This is a genomic window from Microbacterium sp. NRRL B-14842 (assembly GCF_050470785.1).
The window spans coordinates 2,564,897-2,590,097 of record NZ_JBFLUM010000001.1 but is presented as its reverse complement, the minus strand read 5'-3'; the positions used below and the strand labels follow the sequence as shown (position 1 = coordinate 2,590,097).

Sequence of the window (25,201 nt, the reverse complement as noted above, 5' to 3'; positions counted from 1 at the left end):
GAACATGACGATGTCGGGAGGATGGAAATGACCACGGGAGCGGCGAACCAGCAGATCGTCGTCGACGCGGATCTGCTGCAGGCTCATGTGCGGGCGCTCTCGGATGCCGCGGACATCCTGCGCGGCGCCGCGGCGAACGCGGCCGGCGGCGTGGGCGGAGAGGCGTTCGGGGTGCTGTGCACCCCCCTGCTCGGCCCGGCGGTGTCGGCACTCGCAGAGGCATCCCGGTCGACGCTCGCGACGGCGAGCGCGCTCTCGGCACTGACATCCGCTGCTCTCGCGGCCACTGTCGGACAGTTCCGCGAGGTGGAGGAGACCGCCGTGACGACGTTCCGCGCGATCGAAGGACAGGCCCTGTGACCGCGGTCGCCGCGATCAGCGGCCAGGTGCGATCCGGGTCCTGGGCAGCGGGCGCTGCGGGCTACACGTCGGCGCAGGCCGATTGTGCGAGCATCCCCGGCATCGCCGGTCTGCTGATCCAGTACATCCAGCCCCTCCGCGAGTGGTTCGACGATCTGCTCGGCGACCCGGGCACCGTCGGCGCCTTCGCGGCGCGCTGGGAGGACGCGGAGCGCGCGCTCGGGAGGACGCACGCGATGCTCAGCGACGCTGATCGTCGGCTGGTCGACCTGGACGGCCGCACGGTCAGGGCGTTGCGCGAGCGCTTCTCCGATGTGCTCTCCGTGAGCGAGGACGGCGTGCAGTGGACGGGCGCGACTGCGAGCGCCGTGCGTGCGGTCTCGCACATCATCGAGTCCACCCGCGTGCTGATCTGCGACTTCCTCGGCCGTCTCAGCCGATTCGCCGAGGACCTCTTCGGATGGTCGGTGAACCCGCTGTCGAAGCTCAAGGACCTCGAGCGGTTCGCGAACTCCGCCGCGGAGTTCGTCACGGTCGGTGGCGCGCTCGTGAAGAACCTCATCAGCGCCGTCGTCTCACTCGCGGAGCTGCTGTACAAGCTCGTCCCGCTGGTCGGCGACGCGCTGCAGCGGCTCCGCGGAGTGATCGCCGACATGATGCCCGTGCTCGGGGGGCTGTTCGGCGGCCCGCTCGGAGTGCTCGGCGGCAATGTGCTGGACGACTTCCTCGACACGGATGTGAACGTGCGGGAGATCGACCCGGATGACCTGAGCGGGAGGGCGCTCCTCGCGTGGATCGAGGCGCACGAAGTCACCAACCTGCGCTCCCTCTCGGATCTCGTCGCGGTGAACACGACGACGGACGCCATGGGCGGTCAGGACGCGACGGTCATCGACATCAAGCAGGTGCGGGCGGCGGACGGTTCGACCCACTGGGTGGTGTCGCTGCCCTCGACGCAGCCGTGGGAGTTCGACGGGCCGCACGGTGCGATGAACGACCGCGACAGCAACCTGGCTCTCATGATGGACAACCCGGTCTTCCGTGGACAGTATGAGCGCGCGGTCCTGCAGGCGATGAAGGAAGCGGGGATTCCCGCCGGCGCTGATGTCGTCCTGACCGGTTTCAGCCAGGGAGGCATCATGGCGGCCAACCTCGCTGCCGACCCGACCTTCCCTTACAAGCCGCTCGCGGTGGTGACGAACGGTTCACCCGTCGACAACTTCGCGGTGCCGCCGCACGTCCCCGTCTATGCGTTCCAACACGCATCGGACGTCGTGCCGATGACCGATGGAAGCGCGGTGGCGGTGCCCGGACTACCCGGGCTGGCCCCCATCGACGTCCCGCACACGCCGATCACGGTTCTGCCGCCTAACATGCATCAGATCACGCTCCCCGACCCGCCAGGAAAGCACCTTTTCGATGCGCACGACAATGATGCGTACGCGGAATCCGTCGCCGCGTGGGAACGACACTATCGGTCTGAGAACGATGGCGAAGACCCCTGGGATCTCGCCGGACTCGGGGGGCAGGTCATCGACCACCAGGTGTATTCGGGGGTGGAGCATTGAGGCGTCATCGCGCTCTTGCTGCCGCCGCGCTTCTCGCAGGGGCGGTCTCTTCCCTTACCGGTTGCTCGCTCGTAGCTGGCGATCTGGCGGACGACGAGGTCGAGGAGATCCCCGCGGCGCTGTTGGCCTCCGATGTCGGAGTCACCGAGGCGTTTGCAGAGAAGGCGACGAGCGGCCTCTCCTTCGAGCTGTCGGTCGGCGTCTATCTCGATGATGCGGAGTTCACCGAGTCGGACCTCGCGTCGGTTCTTCAGATCATCATCGATGAGAACGATCTGCCGACCGATGACATCGAGCTTGCGGTCCGTGACGTCGACGGTGCGGCCATCGACCTCGAATCGATGATGGAGCGGCTGGTCCCGGGAGTCGTCGACACGTCTGTGTACGGGCACGTCACGCTCACGACCGACGGCGCACGCGAGATCATCGACGCCGTCGGAGCGGGGGCATCGTGATCCCCCGAAGTGCCTGCGGCGGCGCCGCGCGGCGAGAGCCTCGCGCAGTGGATAGGGTGCAGGTGTGTCAGTCGAGATCGTAGAGCGGCGTCGGATCGTCCTCCAGAGCGAAGATCGTCGCATCGACCTCTCCCTGCCGCTCGACGAGACGCTGGAGGACGCCCTCACCCTGAGCGGGATCCCCGACGCGGACCGGTTCGTCACGATCGGCCCCGGGGGATACGAGATCCCCGGCGACACCGAGTGCGAAGACCTCGTCGACGGCGGCCTCTATGCGTTGATCGACCGCACGGCTCTGGCTCCGCAGGCGCGCCCGGCGGAGAAGGCGACGGACCAGACGCGCGCCGACCACGGCGCACGGTGGTGGCTGCTGGCCGTGAGCGGGATGCTGCTCGTCGCGGTCTTCGCCCAGGGCGCCGTCGATCCACTGATCCGGCTTCTCGTCGCCCTCCTCGTCGCGGCCGGTGCGATCGGTGGCGCTGTCGCGTGGGCGCGACGAGACTCCGCGGCGGGAGTGCGCGGCATCCTCGGGGTGCTCGCGCCGGTGCTGCTGTCGTTCGCGGCCGGCGTTCTCCTCATCCCGGCCGGGCTGGAGGACGCGTCGCACCTGTCGACCGCCGCCGGGTTCCTCGCGGCGGGTGTCACCACCGCGATCATCGCCGTGACGGCCAGGGCTCGCCCGATGCGCGCCGCGGCCGGGACGGCGACGGTGCTGCTCGTGGGCCTCGCCGCCGTCTGGGGCCTGGCCCTGCTCCTGCGGTGGGGGGAGGCGGAGGCCGCCGCCGTCTCGCTCGGCCTCGTTCCGCTGGGCCTGCGTGCCCTCCCGAGCAGCCTCGTCAACCTGCCCGAAGGCTACTTCATCGACTACAAGCACTTCATGACCAGCCGGTGGACCGTGCGCGGAGCCATCCCCGAGTCGGTCGGGCTGCTGCGTCCGGAGCGCATCACCGCCGTGGTCGACGATTCCTCCGCGCGCCTCATCGCGGGCACCGCCGTGCTGAGCATCGTGGCCGCGGCGATGGCTCCTGTCGCGTTCCTGCGGCCCTGGCCCGATGACGCGTTCGTGGTATCCGGCGGGATCGCTCTCCTCTGCTGCCTCGCGCTCGCCCTGCTGCTCACGCCGCGGCACACCACCTCGCGCCTCCTCCGGTGGTTCCCCCGTGCCGCGGCCGCCGTGGTCTGCCTCGTCGCCGGCATCCAGGTCGCGGCGGCCCTCGGGAGCGGCTTCCACCTGCTCGGAGCGGCCCTGCTGTTCCTCGTCGGGTTGGCGGCGGTGGCCGTCGTCATCCCGGTGTCCAAGGGCGCGAAGTCGCTGGTGTGGTCGCGGGTCGGAGACGCGTTCGAGTGGCTCGCCGTCGCGCTCGCCCTACCGTCAGCCCTGCTCTACGCGAATGCGCTCTCCCTGGTTCGTGGAATGATGGCCGGATGAGCGGGAACGGCCCATCACAGTCCTGGCCGAGCGGGGGTCCGATCCCGCCGATGGCGCCCGGCGCAGACCGTCCAGGGGAGATCCCCGCGCTGCCGCCCGCCCTGATCGCGGCGCCGCCGGGCGTCGACGGCACGCCGCTCCGCCAGACGCCCGCGCCGCCCACGCCGATCGCCTCGTCGCGACGCACCGTCCCTCGGCCGGCCGAGGGACTCGGCCCCGCCTTCCGTGGAGCGCCCGCGGGCACCATCCAGCGGATCGCCGCCTTCACCCTCGACGCGGCCGCCGTGTTCCTCGCGTCCGCCGTCGTCCTCGTGCTGACCCAGAGCGTGCTGCTCGCGGGCCTCACCGTCTTCGAGCTCGCCCTGTTCCTCTGGGTGCTGGAAGCGCGAACCGGCCTCACCCTCGGCAACGCCGTGCTGCGCCTGCGCAGTGCCCGCGCCGACCGGCCGTGGTCCCCGGGGATCGGGCGCCAGTTCGTCCGCGGCATCATCACCGGCGCCGGCTTCCTCGTGGCTGTCGGCAGCTGGGTCGTCGTCGCCTCCAGCGCCTGGGATCGCGGCGGCAGACGGCAGTCCTGGGCCGACCGCGTGGCCGGCACCGTCGTGGTCGCCGTGCCCGCCAAGGCGGCCGTCGAGGCTCCGCCGACTCCTGCCGCGGTGGAGGCCGCTCCGCTCGCTCCGCCGCAGGTCGTGCCGCTGGTGGCGTCGCCGTCCGTCGTGGACGAGGACTCCCAGCCCACCGACGCCCGCGCGGCCTCCCGCCGCACCGAGACCCCGGAACCGGCGGCACCCGGATCGGACCGGCCGCTCTTCACCGTCGCCCCGGCGCCCGGGTCGCAGGCGGGTGCCGAGGCCCCGGCCCCTGCCCCCGAGACCGGGGCGCTGCTGCTCATCTTCGACACGGGTCAGCGGGTGCAGCTCGCCCTCCCCGTGGCCGCGAACCTCGGGCGCGGCCCCGTCGCCAGCGCCCATGACGATCGCCTCATCGTCGTCACCGACCCCGACGCGTCGGTCTCGAAGACCCATCTGCGCATCGAGCACTCCCGCGGCCGCACCTGGGTCACCGACTTCGGTTCCACGAACGGCTCCGACGTCCGCAGCGACGACGGCCAGACGACCGAGCTGGTCGCGGGCGAGCGCGTGCTCCTCGACGACGCCGACCGTGTCCGCATGGGCAACCGCAGCTTCACCATCAGCCTTCTGCTGGGCACCGACAGCAGCGCCGGAGAGAGAGCATGACAGGACCCCGTCTCGCCCCGCCCCGTGTCCCCTCCGGGAGGCTCCCGGTCCAGGCCCCGCCGGAGCTGCAGCCGAACGACGGCGGCATCGGGATCCTCGGGTCGCTGCTGCCCATGCTCGGCAGCGTCGGCGCGATCGTCATGGTCACCATGTCGAACCAGTCCGTCACGGGTCTGCTCACCGGTGGCATGTTCCTGCTGTCCTCGCTCGGCTTCGTCGCCGTCAACGGCTGGCGGCAGCGCTCCCAGCGGCAGGCGGCCACGCTCGGTGCCCGCCGCGAGTATCTGGCGTACCTGACCGAGTTGCGGCAGACCGTCCGCGTCGCCGCCCGACAGCAGCGCCGCTCCGCGAACTGGCACCTGCCCGCCCCGTCGACTCTGCCGTACCTCGCGGAGGAGCGCACCCGCGTCTGGGAGCGCGGCGTCAACGACCCCGACTTCCTGTCGGTCCGCGTGGGCGTCACCGATCAGCCGCTGTGCGTCACGCTCGAAGCCCCGGAGCTCCCGCCACTGGCGCAGCTCGACCCCGTCGCCGCCTCGGCCGCGCACCGCTTCATGCTGACGCACGAGGTCCAGAAGAACCTCCCGCTCGGCGTCACCCTCCGCGACTACGCCCGCATCGAGATCACCGGCGACGAGGACGAGACCCGCGCGCTGGCGAGAGCCATGCTGCTGCATGCGGCCACCATGCACGACCCCGACGTGCTGCAGATCGTCATCGCCGCGGATACCGGCGTGCTCCCGCAGTGGGAGTGGGCGAAGTGGCTGCCGCACACGCACTCACGCACCGTGCGGGACGGCCTCGGCGCCGCCCGCATGATCGGCTCGCAGCTGTCCGAGCTCGAGGACATGCTGCCGCCCGAGGTGCGTGAGCGCTCGCGCTTCGCCCGCGACGGCTCCGGACCGAAGACGCCGCACATCGTCATCGTCACGGACGGCGCCACGACATCGTTCAACGACGCCCTCGTCACCGGCGACGGCGTGCAGGGCGTGACCGTGATCGACCTCCCCGCCCGCTGGGGCGACCTCGACGACCCCAACGCCCTGCGCATCGCTTTCGAGACCGGCGGTGCCAGCACACGCGCCGAGCTCGTCAGCCTGCAGGTGCCCGCACGGCCGTTCGAGGCCGATGCGATCACCATCGTCGAGGCGGAGGCGACCGCCCGTCGGCTCATCGCCCTGTACTCGGGCGGCACCGCGATCGCCAGCAAGAAGAGCGCGACCGGCCAGGCCGAGCTCGTCGAGCTCCTCGGCCTGCCCGACGTGCGCGACCTCGACCTCGACGCCGCGTGGGCACCGCGCCTGGAGCGCGATCGGCTCCGCGTGCCGATCGGCCAGACCGAGGACGGCAGCCCGCTCATCCTCGACATCAAGGAATCGGCGCAGCAGGGTATGGGCCCGCACGGGCTCATCATCGGCGCCACCGGCTCCGGGAAGTCGGAGGTGCTCCGCACGCTGGTGCTGGCCCTCGCGATGACCCATTCGCCGGAGCAGCTCAACTTCGTGCTCGTCGACTTCAAGGGTGGGGCGACGTTCGCCGGCATGGCCGACATGCCGCACGTCTCGGCGATCATCACGAACCTCGGTGAGGAGATCTCCCTCGTCGACCGCATGCAGGACGCGCTCCAGGGCGAGATGGTGCGCCGACAGGAGCTGCTGCGGGCCACCGGCCCGTTCGCCAACGTGGCCGACTACGAGAAGGCGCGTCGCGGCGGACGCACCGATCTGGCGCCGCTGCCTGCCCTGCTCATCGTCGCCGACGAGTTCTCCGAGCTCCTGTCGGCGAAGCCGGAGTTCGTCGACACGTTCGTCAACATCGGCCGCCTCGGCCGCTCGCTGCAGGTCCACCTGCTGCTGTCCTCCCAGCGACTCGAAGAGGGAAAGCTGCGCGGCCTCGACACGCACCTCTCGTACCGCATCGGTCTTCGGACGTTCTCGGCGGCCGAGTCCCGCACGGTCCTCGGCGTGCCGGACGCCTATCACCTGCCCACCCAGCCGGGCGCCGGCATCCTGAAGTCCGACACCGAGACGATGACGCAGTTCCGTGGTGCGTACGTATCGGGCCCGCCGCCGCGTCGTCGCCGGAGGGCGTCGTCCGGCGGCTCCGGCCAGAGCACCGGCTCGACGGCGGTCGAGCTGTTCACCGCCGCGCCGGTGTGGCGGGCGGAGGCACCCGTGGACGAGCCGGAGGTCATGGTCGACGCCGAACCGGAGGAGAAGCGCAACACCTTCGAGATCGCGGTCGAGTCCATGAAGGGACGCGGCCCCGCGGCCCACCAGGTGTGGCTGCCGCCGCTGGTGACGCCGGCCACCCTCGACCAGCTCTTCGGCGACCTCGTCGAGGACCCGTCGCTCGGGCTCGTCTCCCCGCGCTGGCGGGGTGCGGGGGCGCTCACGGTCCCGCTCGGCATCGTCGACGTGCCGCTGGAGCAGCGCCGCGAGAACCTTGCGGTCTCCCTCGGCGGCGCGGCCGGCCACATGGCGATCGTCGGCGCGCCGCTGAGCGGCAAGAGCACGCTCGCGCGGACGACGGTCGCCGCGCTGGCGCTCACCCACACGCCCCAGGAGGTGCAGTTCTTCGTCATCGACTTCGGCGGCGGCAGCTTCACCGGCCTGCAGGACTTCACGCACATCAGCGGCGTCGCGACCCGCTCCGAGCCGGACGTGGTCCGCCGTACGGTCGCCGAGGTCACCAGCCTGCTGAACGCCCGCGAGGTGTACTTCCGGCAGAACGGCATCGACTCGATCGACGCGTACCGCCAGCGCCGTGCGCAGGGTCTCACCGACGACGGCTATGGCGACATCTTCCTCATCGTCGACGGCTGGGGCACGCTGCGCGCCGAGTTCGAGATGCTGGAGCCGCAGATCCAGGCGATCGCCGCGCGGGGTCTCACCTACGGCGTCCACGTCGTGATCACGGCGGCGCGTTGGATGGAGATCCGGGCGAACATCAAGGACCTCATCGGCACCCGCATCGAGCTGCGCCTGGGCGACCCGACCGACTCCGAGGTCAACCGCAAGGCGGCGGAGAACGTCACGGCCATCCCCGGCCGCGGCCTCAACGACCGCGGCCTGCAGATGCTCACGGCGCTGCCCCGCGTCGACGGGGTGGACGACGCGTCGAGCCTCGCCGACGGGATCGACGACCTCGTGGCACGGGTCGCGGCGGCGTGGCACGGACCGGCAGGGCCCAAGCTGCGGCTGCTGCCCTCGCGCATCAGCCATGCCGATCTGCGCGCCGTGGCGGCCGCGCAGTCGCCGGACGGCACGGAGCCCCGCGAACTCCTGCTGGGCATCGATGAGGCGAACCTCGCCCCGTTCTCGATCGATCCGGTCGCCGAGCCGCTGCTGTACCTGTACGGCGACGCGGACTCCGGCAAGTCGTCGATGCTCCGCGGCGTCGTGCACGAGATCACGCGCCTGTACGGGCCGACCGAGGCGAAGATCTTCGTCGTCGACTACCGTCGTGCCCTCCTGGGCGAGATCCCGCAGGAGTACCTCGGCGCCTACCTCACGTCGCACGAGATGACGGAGGGCGGGATGAACGAGCTCGCCCAGTTCTTCCGCAGCCGCATCCCGGGACCCGACGTCACGCCCGACCAGCTCCGCAGCCGATCGTGGTGGAAGGGCGCGGAAGGGTTCGTCCTCATCGACGACTACGACCTCGTGGCGACCTCGCAGGGCAACCCGGTCGCGGTGCTCGCACCGCTGCTCGCGCAGGCGGCCGATCTCGGCCTTCACGTGATCCTCACCCGCCGCACCGGCGGGGCGAGCCGCGCCGCGTACGATCCCATCATCCAGCGCATGACCGACCTGGGTGCGACCGGCATCCTGCTCTCCGGCAGCCCCGAGGAGGGCCAGCTCATCGGCAAGGTGAAGGCGGTTCCCGCGATTCCCGGCCGTGCGCAGATCGTCAGCCGCGATCGGGGCCTCGTCTCCGCGCAGCTGCTGTGGGTGCCGCCGAGCTACGAGTGACAACCGAGGAGAGACCGAGATGACCTTCGAACCGACGCCGGCCGCAGCGCCGATGGTCCCACCCGTGCTGTACCTGCCCCTGAGCGTGACGTCGACGCCGGAGGAGCAGCTCGTCGAGATCCGGGAGCTGAAGGACGGGCGGCGTGCGCTGCTCGCCTACACCGCCCTGGACCGGCTGCTGGAGCTCGCCGGCGAGCGGCAGCCCTGGGTCCTGGTGCGCACCGAGGACCTCGGTCAGATCAAGGAGGCGCAGCCCTACGACGTCGTCATCTTCGACCTCGACGTGCCCGCGTCCTACCGCCGGAACGGAGCCATCGCATGAGCCGCATCGCGATGGACCCGGAGGTGATGGCCGTCCATGCGGACATGCACGAGGAGGCGGTCGAGCTCATCGAGACGAAGCTCTCCGGCATTCCGACGGCCGTCGACGGCGGACTCGCCTCCGACACGGTCGCCGCCATCATGCAGCGGGTGGGGGAGGGCGTCGACGCCCTGTACCGGATCAACGGCACCCTGGGAGAGATCGTCCGCGCCATCGCCGACGACGCGGAGACGAACGAACAGGACGTGATCGACCAGCTCGACCCGGTCGCGGCCATCGTCGAGGACCTCTGATGACGATCGACACGACCACATACGGCGACGCCGACCAGGTACAGGCGGCCGCGGACTGGCTCGACCCCGACCTGAAGGACGCCGCAGACGTGTCCTCCAACGTCACGACCTTCATCCCGACCGGCGTGCGCGGGCACTGGTTCGGCGAGTCGGCGGACGACTACGTCACGATCCTCTCGCGCACGACGGACGCCGCGAAGGAGATCAAGGACCTCGCTCGTGACGCCGCCGAGAAGCTCCGGTCGTACGCCGGGCAGCTGCGGCGCATGAAGGAGGACTTCGCGACGCACCGCGACAATGCGCGGGCGGCGGGGCTTCCGGTGAACGGCATGATCATCGGCCGGCCGGTGTCCCTGATCCCGGTGTGCCCCACGTCGAGGGACGACCCCTACTGGGACGAGTGGCAGGAGCACCTCGACCGCATCGAGCTGTACAACGAGATCGCGGCCGACGTCGGCTCCTGGTGGGGCGAGCTCGAGGTCTGGATCAGCGAGAACCTCGACGGCTTCCTCGGGACCATGCCGAGCCAGTCCACGGCGGACAGGATCCTGTCCGGTCTGCGAGAGGCGAGCGGCGAGGTCCCGAAGATCTACCTCGAGGGCCAGGGCCTGGCGTGGGCGGAGACGGCGGCCGAGCTCACCTCCCACGCGGAGGATCTGCGTCTCGGAGCATCGGACTTCGTTCGCGAGCTGCGCTCCGGCAATCCCGCCGTCAAGGCCGCTGCCGAGGCCGCCAACCCCACCGGCATGCGGTGGGCTGCGGACGAGGCCGAGGATCTGGCCCGCGGACTCTCTCGCGCGAGTCGGGCGGTGCCGTTCATCGGCTGGGGCGTCGACGCCTGGAATCTGGGCTCGGCGATGTCGTCGGGCGACGACCCCTCGTCCACCGCGGTGGAGATCATCGGCGGCGCGGCGGGTGGCGCGGCTGCGGCTGCCGGTGTCGCCGCGCTCGCGGCGGCCGGTGTCGTCACGCTCCCGGTCTGGGGCACGGCGGTGGTCGTCGGCGGGGCCGCGGTGGCGGTCGGCGCCGGTGCGGTGTGGGCTTACGAGAACTGGGTCCCGCAAGACGTCCGGGAGTCGATCGACGCCGGCATGGCGGATGCGTGGGACGCCACGACGGACTTCGCGGAGGACGCCTGGGAGAACACGACCGACTTCGTGGGCGACGCCGGGCACAACATCGGCAAGGCGTGGAAGGGACTGTTCGGGTGACAGGTCAGCAGCAGTCGACCTCTCCGGAGACGATCTGGGTACCCGGTCATCCGGGGTGGGACGGGCAGCAGCGCGCGACCACGGCGCTCACGGTGTTCGGCGTCGTGTTCGCCATCGTGGTCCTGCTGTTCAGCCTGATCCTGTTCGCCGATCCGGCTCCGGCGATGAAGGCACTGGGGATCGGTGTGCTCGCGGCCGTCGCCGTCGGCGTCTGGCTGATGGTGGCCCACGCCCGCGTCTCACGGGTCCGAGTCGTCCGGCCGGTCGTCGACGGTCCGGCGATCGCGTTCGGCGGGGCCGCGGGGATCGTCTGGCCGCTGCGCGCCCTCGCGCCGGTGGGGGCCCTGCTCCTCGCGGCGTGGGCATGGAGCATCTTCACGGTGCCCGCGGACCGACTGCCGCTCCTCACCCTGCTCCTCCTCCCGGTGGTCGCGCTGATCATGACGATCGCCGGCATCCGGTCGTGGTTCCGGGCTCCCTCCGCCCATCGCCTGACGCTGCGCCCCGACGGGCTGCAGCTCCGGATCCCGCGCAACAACGTGGCCGTGGCATGGGAGGAGGTCGTCAGCGCCGGCGTGGAAGGCAACCGCGTGGTACTGCGGACGTCGACCGCTCAGCAGTCCTCGTGGGCGGCGGCCGATCTCGCCAGCGACCCGGTGCTCCTGGCCGAACTCGTCACCTTCTACGCGCACCGTCCCGACGTCCGTGCCGAGATCGGCGCGGGCACGCTCGCCCGTCTGCGGTCCGGGGACTTCTAGCGGCGCCTCTCAGCGGGCGCCGGCGGCGTCGGCGAGATGACGCGCCTCGTGGCCGAGGACCTTCACGATGATCCCGTGTCGCCGGAGCTCGGCGACCGTGCGGGCGCCCTCCTCGGCGTCGAGCCCCAGGGCCCGGATGTTCGCCACCACGACCACGTCTCCGGTCCGGAGCGTCGAGATGAGCCGCGCGAGGCGGTCGTTCCAGCTCTCCAGGATGTCCGGCGCCGGGTGACGGAAGCCCTCGATGGGCACGCCGAAACGGGTGAGGTCGGCGCGCTGCTCGACGACCGACGGCATGCCCTCACGAGCGACGACGAGGCCGACCAGGCGGGAGCCCGCGGGACGCGCGGTCCAGAAGTTGCGGTTCTGCTGCAGCTCCGTGAAGCACTTCGGGCACTTTGCTGCGTCGTGCGGGAGGTGGAGCGGGCTCGTCAGCGCATCGTCGAGAGACGGCGTCGTGCCCGCCGGGTCCATCGTGTCGCTCATCCCGCACCTCCGCCCTCTATTCTGCCCTGCCGGGGCGTCCCGCGGCGACCGGATCAGAGCAGTCCGAGGGCACGGACCGCCTCCCGCTCCTCCACGAGCTCCGCGACCGAGGCGTCGATGCGCGTGCGGGCCCAGTCGTCGATCTCCAGGCCCTCCACGATGCGCCACTCGCCGTCGACGGACTGCACGGGGAACGAGGAGACGAGCCCCTCCGGAACGCCGTACTCTCCGCGCGAGACGACGGCGGCGGAGGTCCAGTCCTCGGTCCCGCGGACCCAGTCGCGCACATGGTCGATCGTCGCGCTCGCGGCGGAGGCGACGGAGGACGACCCGCGGACCTCGATGATCTCCGCGCCGCGCTTGGCGACCCGGGGGATGAACGTCCGGTCCAGCCACGCCGGGACGTCGCCGACGATCCGCTCCAGGGCGTCCTGCACGGGCTTCCCGCCGACGGTCGCGTGCGACACGTCGGGGAACTGCGTGGCCGAGTGGTTGCCCCAGATCGGTACCCGCCGCACCGTGTGCACGGGGGCGCCGAGCGTCTGCGCGAGCTGGGCCCGTGCCCGGTTCTCGTCCAGCCGCGTGAGTGCGGTGAATCGGTCGGCGGGCACGCCGTCGGCCGCCGCCGAGGCGATCAGGGCGTTCGTGTTCGCGGGGTTGCCCACCACGGTCACGCGGACCCCGGGATCGGCGTTCGCGGCGATGGCGGCGCCCTGGGGCCCGAAGATGCCGCCGTTCGCGGCCAGCAGGTCGCCGCGTTCCATGCCCGGACCGCGGGGGCGCGCGCCCACGAGCAGCGCGAGGTCGCAGCCGTCGAAGCCGACCGCTGCGTCGTCGGTCACCTCCACGTGCTCGAGCAGGTCGAAAGCGCCGTCCTGGAGCTCCAGCGCCGCGCCCTCCGCAGCGCCGAGTCCCTGCGGGATCTCCAGCAGCCGCAGCCGCACCTTCTCGTCCGGACCGAGCATGTCGCCGGCGGCGATGCGGAAGAGGAGCGCGTAGCCGATCTGTCCGCCCGCGCCGGTGATGGTGATCGTGGTGGCCATGCCACGAGCCTACGTCCGTCAGGGTGTCGGCGCGCGGAGTACCCTCGACGCATGACGTTCAATCCCGACGCCGACCTCTCCCGCAACACCACGCGCCGCCGCGGACGCACGGCGGCGATCGCGGGCGGCACCGGCATCGGCGTGCTCGGTCTCCTCGCCCTCATCGCCGGCCCCCTGCTGGGCATCGACCTCAGCGGACTGGTCGGTGGCGCGCCCGGGGGCGGCAGCGAGCCCGCCGGCGGTTCGGCCATCGAGAACTGCGACACCGGTGCCGACGCGAACGCGAACGCCGAGTGCCGGCTCGCAGGCGCTCAGCTCGCACTGGACGCGTTCTGGGGGGACAACGTCGAGGGCTACCGGGCTCCGCAGAACATCGTCGTCGACGGCGCGACATCCACGCAGTGCGGAACGGCCTCCAATGCCGTGGGGCCTTTCTACTGCCCGCCGGAGGAGACCGTCTACATCGATCCCACCTTCTTCCAGCTCATGCAGGAGCAGTTCGGGGCCTCGGCCGGAAACCTCGCGCAGCTCTACATCATCGGGCACGAGTGGGGGCACCACATCCAGAACATCACCGGGACGATGGACCAGTACCCGAACAACGGCACCGGTCCCGGCAGCAACGGCGTGCGCATGGAGCTGCAGGCCGACTGCTACGCCGGCGGCTGGCTCGGCCGCATGACCGAGCAGACCGACGCCGACGGCGATCCCTACCTGGAGAAGCCGACGGAGACGCAGATCGAGGACGCCCTGAACGCGGCGGCCGCGGTCGGAGACGACCACATCCAGGAGCAGGCCGGCATGGTCAATCCGGAGAGCTGGACGCACGGCTCCAGCGCGCAGCGTCAGCGCTGGTTCGCGGAGGGATACCAGAACGGGCTCGACGCGTGCGGGCAGGTGTTCACCCTTCCCGCCGATCAGCTCGACCCGTAGGCCCGGTGATCCCGCCGTTGTCAGATAACGTGGACTCGGCAGGACCGCACGACCGGTTGGGGGACCGAACATGACGAACACCGAAGGGCTCTATCCGCCCATCGAGCCGTACGAGACCGGGGTGCTGCTCGTCGGCGACGGGCACCGCGTGGCCTGGGAGATCAGCGGCAACCCGGAGGGCAAGCCCGTGGTCTTCCTCCACGGAGGTCCGGGCAGCGGGACGTCGCCGTGGCAGCGGCAGTTCTTCGACCCCGAGGCCTACCGGATCGTCCTCCTCGATCAGCGCGGATGCGGTCGGAGCACGCCGTCCGCCGCGGAGCCCGATGCCGATCTCCGGCACATCACCACCGCGCACCTCATCGCCGACCTCGAGCTCCTGCGCAAGAACCTCGGCATCGAGAGCTGGCAGGTGTTCGGCGGGTCCTGGGGGAGCGCCCTCGCGCTGGCTTACGCTCAGGCCCACCCGGATGTCGTCTCCGAGCTGATCCTGCGCGGCATCTTCACCCTGCGTCGCGCCGAGCTCGAATGGTTCTACGAGGGCGGGGCGGCGGCGCTGTTCCCCGACCTGTGGGAGGACTTCATCGCGCCGATCCCGGTCCTGGAGCGCTCGCGGATGATCGAGGCGTATCACCGGCGGCTGTTCGATCCGGACTCGGCGGTCCACGAACCGGCGGCCCTCGCGTGGGCGGCCTGGGAGGCGGCGACCGTCACCCTGCGCCCCGACCCGGAGCAGATCGCGGCGATGGCCGATCCCCGCCGGGCCGTCGCCTTCGCGCGCATCGAGAACCACTTCTTCGTGCACCGCGGCTGGTGGGCCGAGGGACAGCTGCTCGCCGGGATCGACGCCATCCGGCACATCCCGACCGTGATCGTGCAGGGCCGCCACGACGTGGTCACGCCGATGATGACGGCGTGGGACCTGCACCGGGCTTGGCCGGAAGCCGACTTCCAGGTGGTCGACGACGCGGGCCACTCCGCCGCCGAACCCGGCATCCGCGCGGCTCTCCGCGCCGCGACCGATCGGTTCCGGCCCGAGGCCTGACGCGTCCCCTCAGGCGCGGAGCGCGCGCATCAGGGTCTTCACGAGGCCGACGGCGCCGCCGTCCGCGCGATGGCGGGTGAGACCCTCGCTCACGGCCGCGCCGGTGCGGGAGGAGACGAACCACGGCGGCTTCGGGAGGATGGTCAGGCGTCCGCCGCCGTTGGCCACGGGCAGCGAGCGCGGGAACGGTCGGAAGGGGCCGCGCAGCACGGAGCGCTCCACCCGATCCAGCAGCAGGGCATTGTGGACGACGCCGATGCCGCTGCCGACGTCGTCGATCGTGCCGCCGGGGAAAGCGCCCCAGGTGAGGGTCGGGGTGATGAACCCGAAGGCGGTCCACCCGTTGATCGCGATCGAGCCGTAGTGCAGGGCGGTGAGCGCCCGCTCGAACCCGCTGCCGAGCGCCTTCTCGGTGGCCGGGTCGATGAGCAGGTTCGCGCCGAGCGTGCCCTGCAGCTTCTCGTTCGCGTGCGCGACCGCGGCGTCGAGGAACTCCTGGCCGGTGCCCGGCAGGCTCACCACGCCGAGGACCGGGGCGAAGTACTCCGTGCTCTCCAGGGCGGCGGGGTCCTCATCGCCGTCGATCTCGACGAGGAGCCGGTCCCCGAGCACGAGCGCGTCCGGGTAGTCGTCCGTGGCGGCCTGCATGCGGGAGGGGGCGCCGGGGTACCAGATCGGGCGCTCCGGAGCGGTGGCGTAGGCGTGGCGCAGCGCGGCGCGGAAGTCGTCGGCCTGGTCCCAGTCGGCGGAGAGGATGACGACCTGCCCCGCGATGCAGTTGTGGCCGCTGTTCTGCAGCCGCATGGTCGCGATGTGCTCGGCCTGATACGCGAGGTCGGCGGCCGTCCACTTCCCGGGCACGACGATGATGGGGGAGACCCCGCCGAGCTCGGCGGTGATGGGCTTCTTCAGCAGCGGGCGGTTCTCGCGGCGGCGGCGCTTCGTCGCCGCCGCGCCCTCACCGGAGGACGGCCCCCAGACGATGGTGTCGAACGTTGCCGCCGAGCCGGTGATGTGCACGTGCGCGAGGCCCGGGTGCTGGGTGAGATACGCGCCGGCCGCCGGGCCCCCGCGCACGATCCGCAGCAGTCCGGGCTCGATGAGCGGGGCGAGCGCGCGCTTGTAGACGGGGACCAGGGCGTCCTGCGTGGGGTTCACCTTCAGCAGGGCGGTGCGGTTGTGGGCGAGCAGTTCGTACAGCACGTCCAGCACGGGGATGGAGGTCACGTTCCCGGCGCCGAGCACGAGGCCCACGCCGCCGGACACCGTCGGCGTGCGCTGGGCCAGACCCGCACCCGCCCTGGCGGCGTTCGGCGTGGTCCCCGGCTCGAGCCAGACCTCGCCGGTGAATCCGGACAGCAGGAACCGGTCGATGCCGGTGAGAGGGAAGGCATGCACGCGTGCCCGGCCACCGGGCGCCCGGTCGACCCGGATGCCGTCCAGTGGATTGGCCCCGTTCGCGATCCGGGTCAGCGTGGCGATCGAGGCGTCGAGCGCCCCGAGGACGCTGTACGGACCGCTCAGCCACTCCTCGCCGCGGAGCGGATGCCGCGCGTCCAGGCCCTTGGAGGCGGCGGCGGTCGTCGCCCAGTCCTCGGCCGTCGCGGCGACGCTCGTGCGGACCTGCCGGAGCAGCGTCGCGCGCTGCGCCACGGTGAGCGCGGTCCACACCGACGTCCCGGTCTGCAGGTCGGCGACGGCGGCGTCGAGCCTCTCCGCCTCGCCTTCCCCGAGAGCGGGAACGGCAGGCGCTGTCGTGGGCGCAGAAGTCATCGGCGTCTCCTTCGAACGGGCTTTCAGCTTAGGCGTCCGCGCGGAGATCCGCCGAGTGGCGAGACGATCAGATGAGCGAGAGCTCGCGCAGCTTCGACTCCACGTCGGCGTTCGACGGCTCGACGTGGTGCGAGGCGTCGGGGTAGACGACGACGGGGATGTTCGTGCGGCCGGAGATGTCCTTCGCGATGTCGGCGGCGTCGGGGTCGGCGACCAGGTCGACGTAGGTGTACGCGACGCCGAGCTCGTCGAGCTGCTTCTTCGTGCGGATGCAGTCGCGGCACCAGTCGGCGCCGAACATCGTGATGGTGTCGGAGGCGGGGTTGGTCATGCCTCCAGCCTACGTCCGTGGGGGAGGGGCGGCTCCGAAGAAGCCCGCCAGTGCGGCGGCGAGAGGTTCTGGCGCCTCCTCCGCCATGTGGTGCCCGCTGTCGATGCCGTGGCCGCGGACATCGTCGGCCCAGTCCCGCCAGATGCGGAGAGGGTCGCCGTAGAGCTCTTCGAGATCGTCGCGTTCCGACCAGAGCACGAGCGCGGGCATCGCGAGTCGGCGCCCGGCGGCGCGATCCGCCTCCTCGTGTGCGCGGTCGATCGTGAGACCGGCGCGGTAGTCCTCGAGCATCGCCCGGATGACCGACGGCTGCCGCACCGCGTGCAGGAACTCTGCATGGTTCGCCGCGCCCATCGTCGCCGGGTCGGCCTTGGGGGCGTACCAGGCCTCCGGGTCCGCGCCGATGACGCGCTCCGGGATGTCCGGCTGGGCGAAGAAGAACCAGTGCCACCAATGCACGGCGAAGGTCGCGTCGCAGCGGCGAAGGTGCTCCGAGATCGGCAGGCAGTCCAGCAGCGCGACCTGTTCTACGGTCTCCGGGTGATCGAGGGCGAGCCGGAGCGCGACGTAGCTGCCTCGGTCGTGCCCGACAAGGCGGAAGCGCTCGTGACCGAGTCTCTCTGCGACGGCGCGGATGTCTCGGGCGACGGCACGCTTGGAATGGGCCGAGTGATCGGAGGTGGGCGCCGGGCCGCGGGAGCGTCCATAGCCGCGCAGGTCGGGGCAGATCACGGTGAAGCCGCGCTCGACGAGCAGGGGAGCCACCCGATGCCACGTCGCCGAGGTGCGGGGGTGACCGTGCAGGAGCACCACGGGCGGTCCCGAGCCACCGTGACGGACGAGGATGTCCGCCTCGGAGGTCGGGATCCGAGTGGTCGTGAAGCCGGGGAACAGCGCCTCGTCGGCGGCGCTCATCGCCCGGGGTCCGCTTCGGCCGGCAGCTCCTCGACCGGGATGATCACGACGTCCTGCACCTTCCAGTCCAAGTCGGCGATGCCCTCGGACGCGGCGGTCAGGTCGGCCGTGCGGACGGCCCGGTGATGCGGCACCACGAACGCCTCGATGTGGAACACCTGGCCCTGATCCCGCATGCGCACGGCAGCCTGATCCACCCAGGGGCGGCTGCGCAGGTAGGAGACGACATCGCGGGCCAGCGGATGCGGCTCCGCGCTGTCGAAGGTGCGGGCCCGCTGATCCATGAGATCGACGATGGCCGTCTTCGTGTTGCGGAAGCCGTCCCAGATGATGCCGAGCGAGATGAAGAGCGCCGCGGCGCCGTCGAGCCACCAGATTCCCGCGCCCACACCGAGCACGCCGACGATCGAGGCGACCGTCGTCTGCCAGTCCGCCTTCGCCATGTCGGCGTCGGCGTAGAGCAGCTTGTTGTGCAGGACGGGGGCGAGCTTGGCCTTGGCCGGACCGTAGAAGAACACCGGTCCGACGATCACGACGGCCATGACGGCGACCATGAGCCAACCGAGCCAGATCGTCTGCCCGAACAGCTGCACCGTGCCGATGGTCGGGTGCTCCCCCCGGAGGAGTCCGGCGACGGCCTCGACGGCGAGGTTGAGGCCGACCGCGAGGAGCGCGACACCGGCGACGAGGTGCCCGACGCCCATCACGCGGTGCAGGCCGTAGGGGTGCTTCCGGGTGGGGCGGCGCCGCACGAACACCAGGGCGAGAAGGAACGCGAACTGCGGGATCAGGGACAGCATGTCCTCGATCCACGCCGTGCGCATCGCCTGGGACTCGCCCACGACGAGCGCGATCACGGTGATCGTGATCGAGGTGTAGACGATCGTGAAGATCTCCCAGCGCACGGCTTTCCGGGTCGCCTGCTGCTGTTCGTCGGGGAGCTCGGTACGCCCGAACCGCTTCGTCTCGGTCATCGATCGACCTCACCGTCGAGGTAGGTCTCGAGGGCCGAGAGGAAGGCGTTCTCGCCCAGGGGGACGAGCATCACGAGCTCCCGATCGCCCGCGCCCTCGATCCCGGGATAGCCGCGGGTCACGCCCGCCTTGTCGATCCACGGGGTGTCCGGGGTCAGGCCGCCGGCGACGAGATCGAGGTCGCCGGTCTCCAGCATGCCCACCAGGCTCTCCTCGGTCGCGACCGTCCAGGTGACGTGGGCGTCCAGGCTCGCGGCGAAGCCGTCGACGAGGGCGACGACCGGCCCGTGGGGCCGGCCGCCGTCTGTCTCGACCAGGCCGGGGTCGGGCGAGGTGCCGACCCGCAGCTCTCCGCCCGTGACTCGGTCCAGGGTGCCGTCCGGGTCTGCGGGGACCGTCGCTCCGCACCCGCTCAGGGCTGCGGCCACGATCAGGCCGACCAGGGCGCCGACCAGGCGGCGTCCGGCGGGCGTGCGTCGAATCCTCTCACTGCTCACGGACTCAGGATGACGCGTGGCGCCGTCCGGGTAAAGGTGTTGACGAGCGCCGTCGCGGAGGACTAACGGCTTGATGGTAAGGGTAGCCTTACCTATAGTGGAGGCATGAGCATCGCGTGCGAGCACCTCGAGGATCCGGACTGGGAAGCGATGGAGGGAGCCGTCCTCATCGCCGGGGACGCCGCCGATGTCGGAGCCATCGCCCGCGTCGCGTCCCGGCTCCCGTGGGATGCGCACGGCGTCATCCTCATCGAGGCGGCGGCCCGTATCCAGTTCCGGCACATCGACGTCCCCCAGGGGGTCTCGGTCCGCTGGCTCCTGCGCGCCGAGGGGCCGCGCGCCCATGCCCGCGGCGAGCGTCTCGCGAACGCCGTCTACGCGTGGTGCCTGGAGTGGACGTGCAGTGAGCCCCCGGAGCACTGGACGGTGTGGCTCGGCCCGCACACCCCGCCGCACGTGGCGCGGATGGCGCGCAGCCTCCTCGGCGTCGCGAACTGACCGACGCCGGCTTCAGCGGGTCGCGCCGACCACCGACGCCGTGGCGTTCGCGGTGATCGCGTCGAGCGCGCGGCGGAGCGCCGAGCTCGACGTGTGCGCGGTGTACGGGAAGTAGACGACCTCGACGCCCACCTCCGCGAACTCGCTCTCCAGCCGCAGGCCCTTCTCGGTGCCGCGCCAGTCGTCGCCCTTGAAGAAGTGCGTGAAGCGCACGTCGCGCCAGGAGTCCATCTTCGACGGCGTCGTCTCGACGTAGACGTCGTCGACGAAGGAGATGTGCCGCACGATCTCGGCACGCTCGGCGGTCGGGATGACCGGCTCGATCCCCTTGACCTGACGCAGCATCTCGTCGCTCACCACACCGGCGATCAGGATGTCGCAGTGCTGTTTGGCGTGCCGCAGCAGATTGAGGTGCCCGACGTGAAACAGGTCGAAAGCTCCGACGGCATAGCCGATACGCGTCCCCATGATCTCCCCAGATCGATCATTCCCCAGTCGAACGGATCCCCACCCGTTCGTCGCGACTCCCACAGCCGCAGACGACACTCTAGCAGGAACATGTCCTGCGGCCCATAGGAACCCATGGAACGATGGATGCCGGAGCCGATGGGGCTGCGGAACGAAGGGGACCACGTTGGGGGCAGGGGTCACGGTCATCGTGCCGACGTACAACGAGCGCGACAACGTCGCCGAACTCGTGGAGCGGACGGCGGCGGCATTGGCGGGACGGGACGCCGAGATCCTCTTCATCGACGACAGCACCGATGACACAGCGGCCGAGGTGGAGCGCCTCGCGGCCGACGCCCCGATCGCGGTCCGGGTGCTCCATCGCGCGGACAACGTCGGGGGCCTCGGCGGGGCGGTCGTCGTCGGCCTGGGGGCCGCGAACGGCGACGTCTGCATCGTGATGGACGGCGACCTCCAGCATCCGCCGGAGCTCCTGCCGACCCTGCTGGACCGGTACGCGGACGGCGACGCGGACGTCGTCGCCGCCTCCCGCTACATCGGCGGCGGAGACACCAGCGGCCTCGGGACGGCCGTGCGCTTCGGCGTCTCCCGCGCCGCCACCTGGCTGACCCGCGCGATGTTCCCGCGGCGGCTCGCCCGGAGCACCGATCCGATGACCGGGTTCTTCCTCGTCGACCGGCGGCGACTCGATCTCGCTGCCCTGCGGCCGCAGGGCTTCAAGATCCTCCTGGAGATCCTCGCCCGCACCGATCTGCGGATCGCGGAGGTCCCGATGGAGTTCGGCGAACGCCGCCACGGTACCTCGAAGGCGAGCCTCCGGCAGGGGGCCACGTTCATCGCCCACCTGGCACGGCTGCGCTTCGGAAAGATGTCCCTGTTCGCCGCGATCGGCGTCCTCGGCGCCATCGCGAACCTCGCGATCATGTGGGCGCTGACCGCCGCGGGCGTGCCCTACGTGTGGGCGGCGATCATCGGCGCCGAGGTCACGATCGTGGGCAACTTCCTGCTGCAGGAGCGGTTCGTCTTCGCGGACATGCGCACCGACGCCCGCAGCGCCGCGGCACGCTTCGCGGCCTCGTTCACGTTCAACAACGTCGAGGCGGCCCTGCGCATCCCGGTGATGGCGCTCATGGTCGAGACGTGGCACATCTCCAGCGTGCTCGCCACGGCGCTCTCGCTCGTCGTGGCGTTCTTCGCCCGCTTCCTCTTCCACTCGCTCGTCGTGTACGCGCCCCGTCGGCGACGGGAGGAGCGGGAGGCGGCGGGTGAGCCGGAGCCGGACACCGCGACCCTGCGCATCATCCGCGCCATCGACGCGGAGGCGATGAAGCCGGGCGAGCTCTAGGCGTCGTCGGCGGATAGGTAGTCCGCGAGGGCCGCATCCGCATCCCTCGGCGTCCAGCCGGTGGCCGTGATCCGGGCGAGGTCCAGGACGCTGTTGCGCGGACGCGGCGCGATCGGTCCGGCCTGGTCGGCGAAGTACTCCTCCGTCGTCACCGGGGTGACCGCGGCCGGGTCGTGCCCGGTCAGCCGGTAGACCGCGCGGGCGATGTCGGCCCAGGAGCGCGGTTCGCCGCCCCCGGTCACGTTGTAGAGCCCGAACGGCGCCGAGACGTCGAGCAGGTGCCGGATGGCCGCGGCGAGGTCCGCCGTGAAGGTGAGCCGCCCGATCTGGTCGCCGACGACCCGCGGCGCGACGCCCCGCTCCGCCAGCGAGGCCATCGTCCGCACGAAGTTGCGGCCGTCGCCGATCACCCAGGAGGTGCGCAGGATGTAGTGACGGGGCACGGTCGCGATGATCGCGTCCCCCGCCGCTTTCGTCTGCCCGTAGACACCGAGCGGACGGACCTCGTCCGTCTCCGTGTAGGGGCCGTCCTTCGTGCCGTCGAACACGTAGTCGCTGGACACGTGCACGAGCGTGAGGCCGTTCTCGGTCGCGATGCGGGCGAGCGCGGACATGCCCGTGACGTTCGCCGCCCAGGCCTCGGCCCGCCCCTCCGCGGTCTCGGCGTGGTCGACGGCCGTGTAGGCGGCCGCGTTGATGATCGTCCCGTAGTCGCGCCAGCGCCGTGCGACGGCCAGCTCGGGGTCGCGGAGGTCGAGCGTCTCCCTGGTCGTGTACTCGACGTGCTCCGCGTCCCCGAGAGCCGCCCGCAACGCCAGGCCGAGCTGACCGGACGCCCCGACGACGAGGGTCTTCCGCGGGCCGATCGGGGTCACGTCGGCCAGTCGAGGATGCGCCCGGTCCTTCGGGGAGATCTCGACCTGGTCGAGCGGGATCGGCCACGCGATGGCCGCCGTCTCGTCGGCGAGATTGAGGAAGGAGTACGCCGCGTCCGGCGACCAGTGGTCGTTCACAAGGTAGGTGTAGGCGGTGTCCGCTTCGAGCGTCTGGTACGAATTGCCGACGCCGCGAGGCACGAGGATGGCGCGCGACGGGTCGATCTCCGCCGTGAAGACGCGCCCGAAGGTCTCGCCCGCCCGCAGATCGACCCAGGCGCCGAAGATCCGGCCGGTGGCGACGGAGACCCACTTGTCCCACGGTTCGGCATGGATGCCGCGGGTGGTGCCGATCGCGTCGTTGAACGAGATGTTGTTCTGCACGGGACCGAAGTCCGGAAGGCCGGCGGCGACCATCTTCTCGCGCTGCCAGTTCTCCTTGAACCAGCCGCGGGCATCGCCGTGCACCGGGAGGTCGACGAGGAGCAGGCCGGGGATCGGCGTCTCGGTGATCGTGAGCGCCTTGCCGAACGCGGTCATCACTGCCCCCGGGCGGCGTAGAACGACTCCGTGGCGTCCTTGGCCGGCGCCCACCAGTCCTCGTTCGCGCGGTACCACTCGATGGTGGAGGCGAGGCCCGACTCGAAGTCGGAGAACCGCGGCGCCCAGCCGAGCTCGGTGCGCAGCTTCGTGGAGTCGATGGCGTAGCGCAGATCGTGACCGGCGCGGTCCGTGACGTGGTCGTAGGCGTCGGCGGGCTGGCCCATCTGCGTGAGGATCAGCTCGACGACGGACTTGTTGTCCTTCTCGCCGTCGGCGCCGATCAGGTACGTCTGGCCGATCTCGCCCTTCTCCAGGATCGTGAGGACGGCCGAGGAGTGGTCGTCGGCATGGATCCAGTCGCGCACGTTCTGTCCGGCGCCGTACAGCTTGGGTCGGATCCCGCGCAGCACGTTCGTGATCTGGCGCGGAATGAACTTCTCCACGTGCTGGTACGGGCCGTAGTTGTTCGAGCAGTTGGAGATCGTCGCCTGCACGCCGAACGAGCGCACCCAGGCGCGCACGAGCAGGTCGCTGCCGGCCTTCGTGGACGAGTACGGCGACGAGGGGTTGTACGGCGTCTGCTCCGTGAACCGTGCCGGGTCGTCGAGCTCGAGGTCTCCGTACACCTCGTCGGTGGAGATGTGGTGGAACCGGCGATCATGCCGACGGGCGGCCTCCAGCAGCGTGTACGTGCCGATGATGTTGGTGTCGAGGAACGGCCGTGGGTCGTGCAGCGAGTTGTCGTTGTGGGACTCGGCGGCATAGTGGACGACCGCGTCGGTCCGGGCGAACAGGCTGTCGACGAGCGCGGCGTCGGCGATGTCCCCCTCGACGAGTTCGACCCGGTCGGCGGGGAGACCCGCGAGCGAGGCGCGGTTGCCGGCGTAGGTGAGCTTGTCCAGCACGGTCACGTGCGCGTCCGTGTGCGCGACCACGTGGTGCACGAAGTTCGATCCGATGAAGCCGGCGCCGCCGGTCACGAGCAGGCGGGTCATCGAGCGCCCCTTTCGAGCAGTCCGAGCAGGTAGGTTCCGTAGCCCGACTTCACGAGGGCTTCCGCGCGCGTCCGAAGCGCCTCGTCGTCGAGGAAGCCCTGACGCCAGGCGACCTCCTCCGGCACGCCGATCTTCATCCCCGTGCGGCGCTCCATCGTACGCACGTAGTCGGCGGCGTCGGTCATCTGGTCGAAGGTCCCGGTGTCCAGCCACGCTGTCCCGCGGGGGAGGACCTCGACCTGCAGCTTGCCCCGTTCGAGGTAGGCCCGGTTCACGTCCGTGATCTCGTACTCCCCGCGAGCGCTGGGCGCCAGGTTGCGAGCGATCTCGATGACGTCGTTGTCGTAGAAGTACAGGCCGGGCACCGCGTAATTGCTCTGCGGGGCGGCGGGCTTCTCCTCCAGGGAGACGGCCTGGCCGTCGGCGTCGAACGCCACGACTCCGTAGGCTTCCGGCTCCGCCACCCAGTACGCGAAGACCGCGCCACCGTCGATGTCCGCGAAGCGCTTGAGCTGCGTGCCGAGGCCCGGCCCGTAGAGCAGATTGTCGCCGAGGACCAGCGCGACGCTGTCGTCGCCGATGAAGTCCGCGCCGATGGTGAACGCCTGGGCGAGGCCGTCCGGCGACTCCTGCTGCGCGAAGGACAGGGAGACGCCGAACTGGGAGCCGTCTCCCAGCAGCCGCTCGAAGTGCGCGGCGTCGTGCGGCGTCGTGATGATGAGGATCTCCCGGATCCCGGCGAGCATCAGGGTCGACAGCGGGTAGTACACCATCGGCTTGTCGTAGACCGGGATCAGCTGCTTCGAGACCCCCAGCGTGATGGGGTGCAGCCGCGTGCCCGAGCCGCCCGCCAGAATGATGCCCTTCATATATGT

Annotated in this window: 25 protein-coding genes; 14 read left to right on the top strand and 11 right to left on the bottom strand. The window is 71.0% G+C overall.

Annotated elements, in window-relative coordinates:
- The first annotated feature begins 27 nt into the window (after positions 1-27).
- From AB1285_RS12740 to AB1285_RS12695, 10 genes are all read left to right on the top strand, one after another.
- Positions 28-360, top strand: coding sequence for a hypothetical protein (locus AB1285_RS12740; protein ID WP_370428948.1), 333 nt, complete (start codon positions 28-30; stop codon positions 358-360).
- Positions 357-1,928, top strand: coding sequence for a hypothetical protein (locus AB1285_RS12735; RefSeq protein WP_259952738.1), 1,572 nt, complete (start codon positions 357-359; stop codon positions 1,926-1,928). Before AB1285_RS12740 ends, AB1285_RS12735 begins: the two co-directional genes overlap by 4 nt.
- A complete protein-coding gene (locus tag AB1285_RS12730; RefSeq protein WP_232089166.1) occupies positions 1,925-2,383 on the top strand; it encodes a hypothetical protein in 459 nt (152 codons plus the stop codon). The genes AB1285_RS12735 and AB1285_RS12730 overlap by 4 nt, the downstream gene beginning before the upstream one ends.
- 64 nt (positions 2,384-2,447) lie before the next feature.
- Positions 2,448-3,812, top strand: a complete 1,365-nt coding sequence (locus tag AB1285_RS12725) for a hypothetical protein (RefSeq protein WP_370428947.1) — start codon at positions 2,448-2,450, stop codon at positions 3,810-3,812.
- 50 nt (positions 3,813-3,862) lie between these two features.
- The gene (locus tag AB1285_RS12720; RefSeq protein ID WP_370428946.1) at positions 3,863-5,050 is read left to right on the top strand and encodes an FHA domain-containing protein; all 1,188 of its coding nucleotides are present in this window, start codon (positions 3,863-3,865) and stop codon (positions 5,048-5,050) included.
- The gene (gene eccCa / locus AB1285_RS12715; RefSeq protein WP_370428945.1) at positions 5,047-9,024 is read left to right on the top strand and encodes a type VII secretion protein EccCa; all 3,978 of its coding nucleotides are present in this window, start codon (positions 5,047-5,049) and stop codon (positions 9,022-9,024) included. The genes AB1285_RS12720 and eccCa overlap by 4 nt, the downstream gene beginning before the upstream one ends.
- A gap of 19 nt (positions 9,025-9,043) precedes the next feature.
- Complete coding sequence (locus AB1285_RS12710) at positions 9,044-9,346, top strand: SAV_915 family protein (RefSeq protein WP_187663173.1); 303 nt, start codon at positions 9,044-9,046, stop codon at positions 9,344-9,346.
- Positions 9,343-9,639, top strand: coding sequence for a hypothetical protein (locus AB1285_RS12705; protein WP_062635420.1), 297 nt, complete (start codon positions 9,343-9,345; stop codon positions 9,637-9,639). Before AB1285_RS12710 ends, AB1285_RS12705 begins: the two co-directional genes overlap by 4 nt.
- Positions 9,639-10,850 (top strand): hypothetical protein, encoded by a 1,212-nt coding sequence (locus AB1285_RS12700; RefSeq protein ID WP_187663174.1) that lies wholly within the window; start codon positions 9,639-9,641, stop codon positions 10,848-10,850. The genes AB1285_RS12705 and AB1285_RS12700 overlap by 1 nt, the downstream gene beginning before the upstream one ends.
- The gene (locus AB1285_RS12695) at positions 10,847-11,608 is read left to right on the top strand and encodes a hypothetical protein (RefSeq protein WP_370428944.1); all 762 of its coding nucleotides are present in this window, start codon (positions 10,847-10,849) and stop codon (positions 11,606-11,608) included. The genes AB1285_RS12700 and AB1285_RS12695 overlap by 4 nt, the downstream gene beginning before the upstream one ends.
- A 9-nt stretch (positions 11,609-11,617) precedes the next feature.
- On the opposite strand, the gene AB1285_RS12690 is transcribed toward AB1285_RS12695, so the two are convergent.
- Positions 11,618-12,094, bottom strand: a complete 477-nt coding sequence (locus AB1285_RS12690) for a dehydrogenase (RefSeq protein ID WP_101847531.1) — start codon at positions 12,092-12,094, stop codon at positions 11,618-11,620.
- Positions 12,095-12,147: 53 nt separating this feature from the next.
- Positions 12,148-13,137 carry a malate dehydrogenase gene (locus tag AB1285_RS12685; protein WP_187663176.1) on the bottom strand — a complete coding sequence of 330 codons (990 nt, stop codon included), beginning with the start codon at positions 13,135-13,137 and terminating at the stop codon, positions 12,148-12,150.
- Between the two features lie 51 nt (positions 13,138-13,188).
- On the opposite strand from AB1285_RS12685, the gene ypfJ reads away from it, so the two are divergent.
- Positions 13,189-14,070, top strand: coding sequence for a KPN_02809 family neutral zinc metallopeptidase (gene ypfJ / locus AB1285_RS12680; RefSeq protein WP_268777667.1), 882 nt, complete (start codon positions 13,189-13,191; stop codon positions 14,068-14,070).
- 70 nt (positions 14,071-14,140) lie between these two features.
- Positions 14,141-15,112, top strand: coding sequence for a prolyl aminopeptidase (gene pip / locus AB1285_RS12675; RefSeq protein ID WP_370428943.1), 972 nt, complete (start codon positions 14,141-14,143; stop codon positions 15,110-15,112).
- A gap of 9 nt (positions 15,113-15,121) precedes the next feature.
- Here the strand turns inward: pip and AB1285_RS12670 are convergent, their stop codons facing one another.
- The 5 genes from AB1285_RS12670 to AB1285_RS12650 all read right to left on the bottom strand — a co-directional run bounded on the left by AB1285_RS12670 (position 15,122) and on the right by AB1285_RS12650 (position 19,602).
- Positions 15,122-16,885, bottom strand: a complete 1,764-nt coding sequence (locus AB1285_RS12670) for an aldehyde dehydrogenase family protein (RefSeq protein WP_370428942.1) — start codon at positions 16,883-16,885, stop codon at positions 15,122-15,124.
- A gap of 67 nt (positions 16,886-16,952) precedes the next feature.
- Complete coding sequence (locus tag AB1285_RS12665; protein ID WP_071327714.1) at positions 16,953-17,216, bottom strand: glutaredoxin family protein; 264 nt, start codon at positions 17,214-17,216, stop codon at positions 16,953-16,955.
- Between the two features lie 9 nt (positions 17,217-17,225).
- Positions 17,226-18,131 carry an alpha/beta fold hydrolase gene (locus tag AB1285_RS12660; RefSeq protein ID WP_187663180.1) on the bottom strand — a complete coding sequence of 302 codons (906 nt, stop codon included), beginning with the start codon at positions 18,129-18,131 and terminating at the stop codon, positions 17,226-17,228.
- Complete coding sequence (locus tag AB1285_RS12655) at positions 18,128-19,105, bottom strand: cation transporter (protein WP_366237366.1); 978 nt, start codon at positions 19,103-19,105, stop codon at positions 18,128-18,130. Before AB1285_RS12655 ends, AB1285_RS12660 begins: the two co-directional genes overlap by 4 nt.
- Positions 19,102-19,602 carry a hypothetical protein gene (locus AB1285_RS12650; protein WP_366237367.1) on the bottom strand — a complete coding sequence of 167 codons (501 nt, stop codon included), beginning with the start codon at positions 19,600-19,602 and terminating at the stop codon, positions 19,102-19,104. The genes AB1285_RS12655 and AB1285_RS12650 overlap by 4 nt, the downstream gene beginning before the upstream one ends.
- A 105-nt stretch (positions 19,603-19,707) precedes the next feature.
- On the opposite strand from AB1285_RS12650, the gene AB1285_RS12645 reads away from it, so the two are divergent.
- Positions 19,708-20,100 (top strand): SIP domain-containing protein, encoded by a 393-nt coding sequence (locus AB1285_RS12645; protein WP_187663182.1) that lies wholly within the window; start codon positions 19,708-19,710, stop codon positions 20,098-20,100.
- A gap of 12 nt (positions 20,101-20,112) precedes the next feature.
- Here the strand turns inward: AB1285_RS12645 and AB1285_RS12640 are convergent, their stop codons facing one another.
- Entirely contained in the window at positions 20,113-20,568 is a 456-nt protein-coding gene (locus AB1285_RS12640; protein ID WP_187663183.1) for an adenylyltransferase/cytidyltransferase family protein, read from the bottom strand.
- Positions 20,569-20,734: 166 nt separating this feature from the next.
- Between AB1285_RS12640 and AB1285_RS12635 the strand changes: the two genes are divergently transcribed.
- Complete coding sequence (locus AB1285_RS12635) at positions 20,735-21,913, top strand: glycosyltransferase (protein WP_232089168.1); 1,179 nt, start codon at positions 20,735-20,737, stop codon at positions 21,911-21,913.
- Here the strand turns inward: AB1285_RS12635 and AB1285_RS12630 are convergent.
- Genes AB1285_RS12630 through rfbA form a run of 3 tightly spaced genes read right to left on the bottom strand, consistent with a single transcriptional unit; the run spans position 21,910 to position 25,195 of the window.
- Complete coding sequence (locus AB1285_RS12630) at positions 21,910-23,328, bottom strand: sugar nucleotide-binding protein (protein ID WP_370428941.1); 1,419 nt, start codon at positions 23,326-23,328, stop codon at positions 21,910-21,912. The genes AB1285_RS12635 and AB1285_RS12630 overlap by 4 nt on opposite strands.
- The gene (gene rfbB / locus AB1285_RS12625; RefSeq protein ID WP_187663185.1) at positions 23,328-24,326 is read right to left on the bottom strand and encodes a dTDP-glucose 4,6-dehydratase; all 999 of its coding nucleotides are present in this window, start codon (positions 24,324-24,326) and stop codon (positions 23,328-23,330) included. Before rfbB ends, AB1285_RS12630 begins: the two co-directional genes overlap by 1 nt.
- Positions 24,323-25,195: a glucose-1-phosphate thymidylyltransferase RfbA gene (gene rfbA / locus AB1285_RS12620; RefSeq protein ID WP_187663186.1), complete on the bottom strand. Its 873-nt coding sequence runs from the start codon at positions 25,193-25,195 to the stop codon at positions 24,323-24,325. Before rfbA ends, rfbB begins: the two co-directional genes overlap by 4 nt.
- Positions 25,196-25,201: the final 6 nt, after the last annotated feature.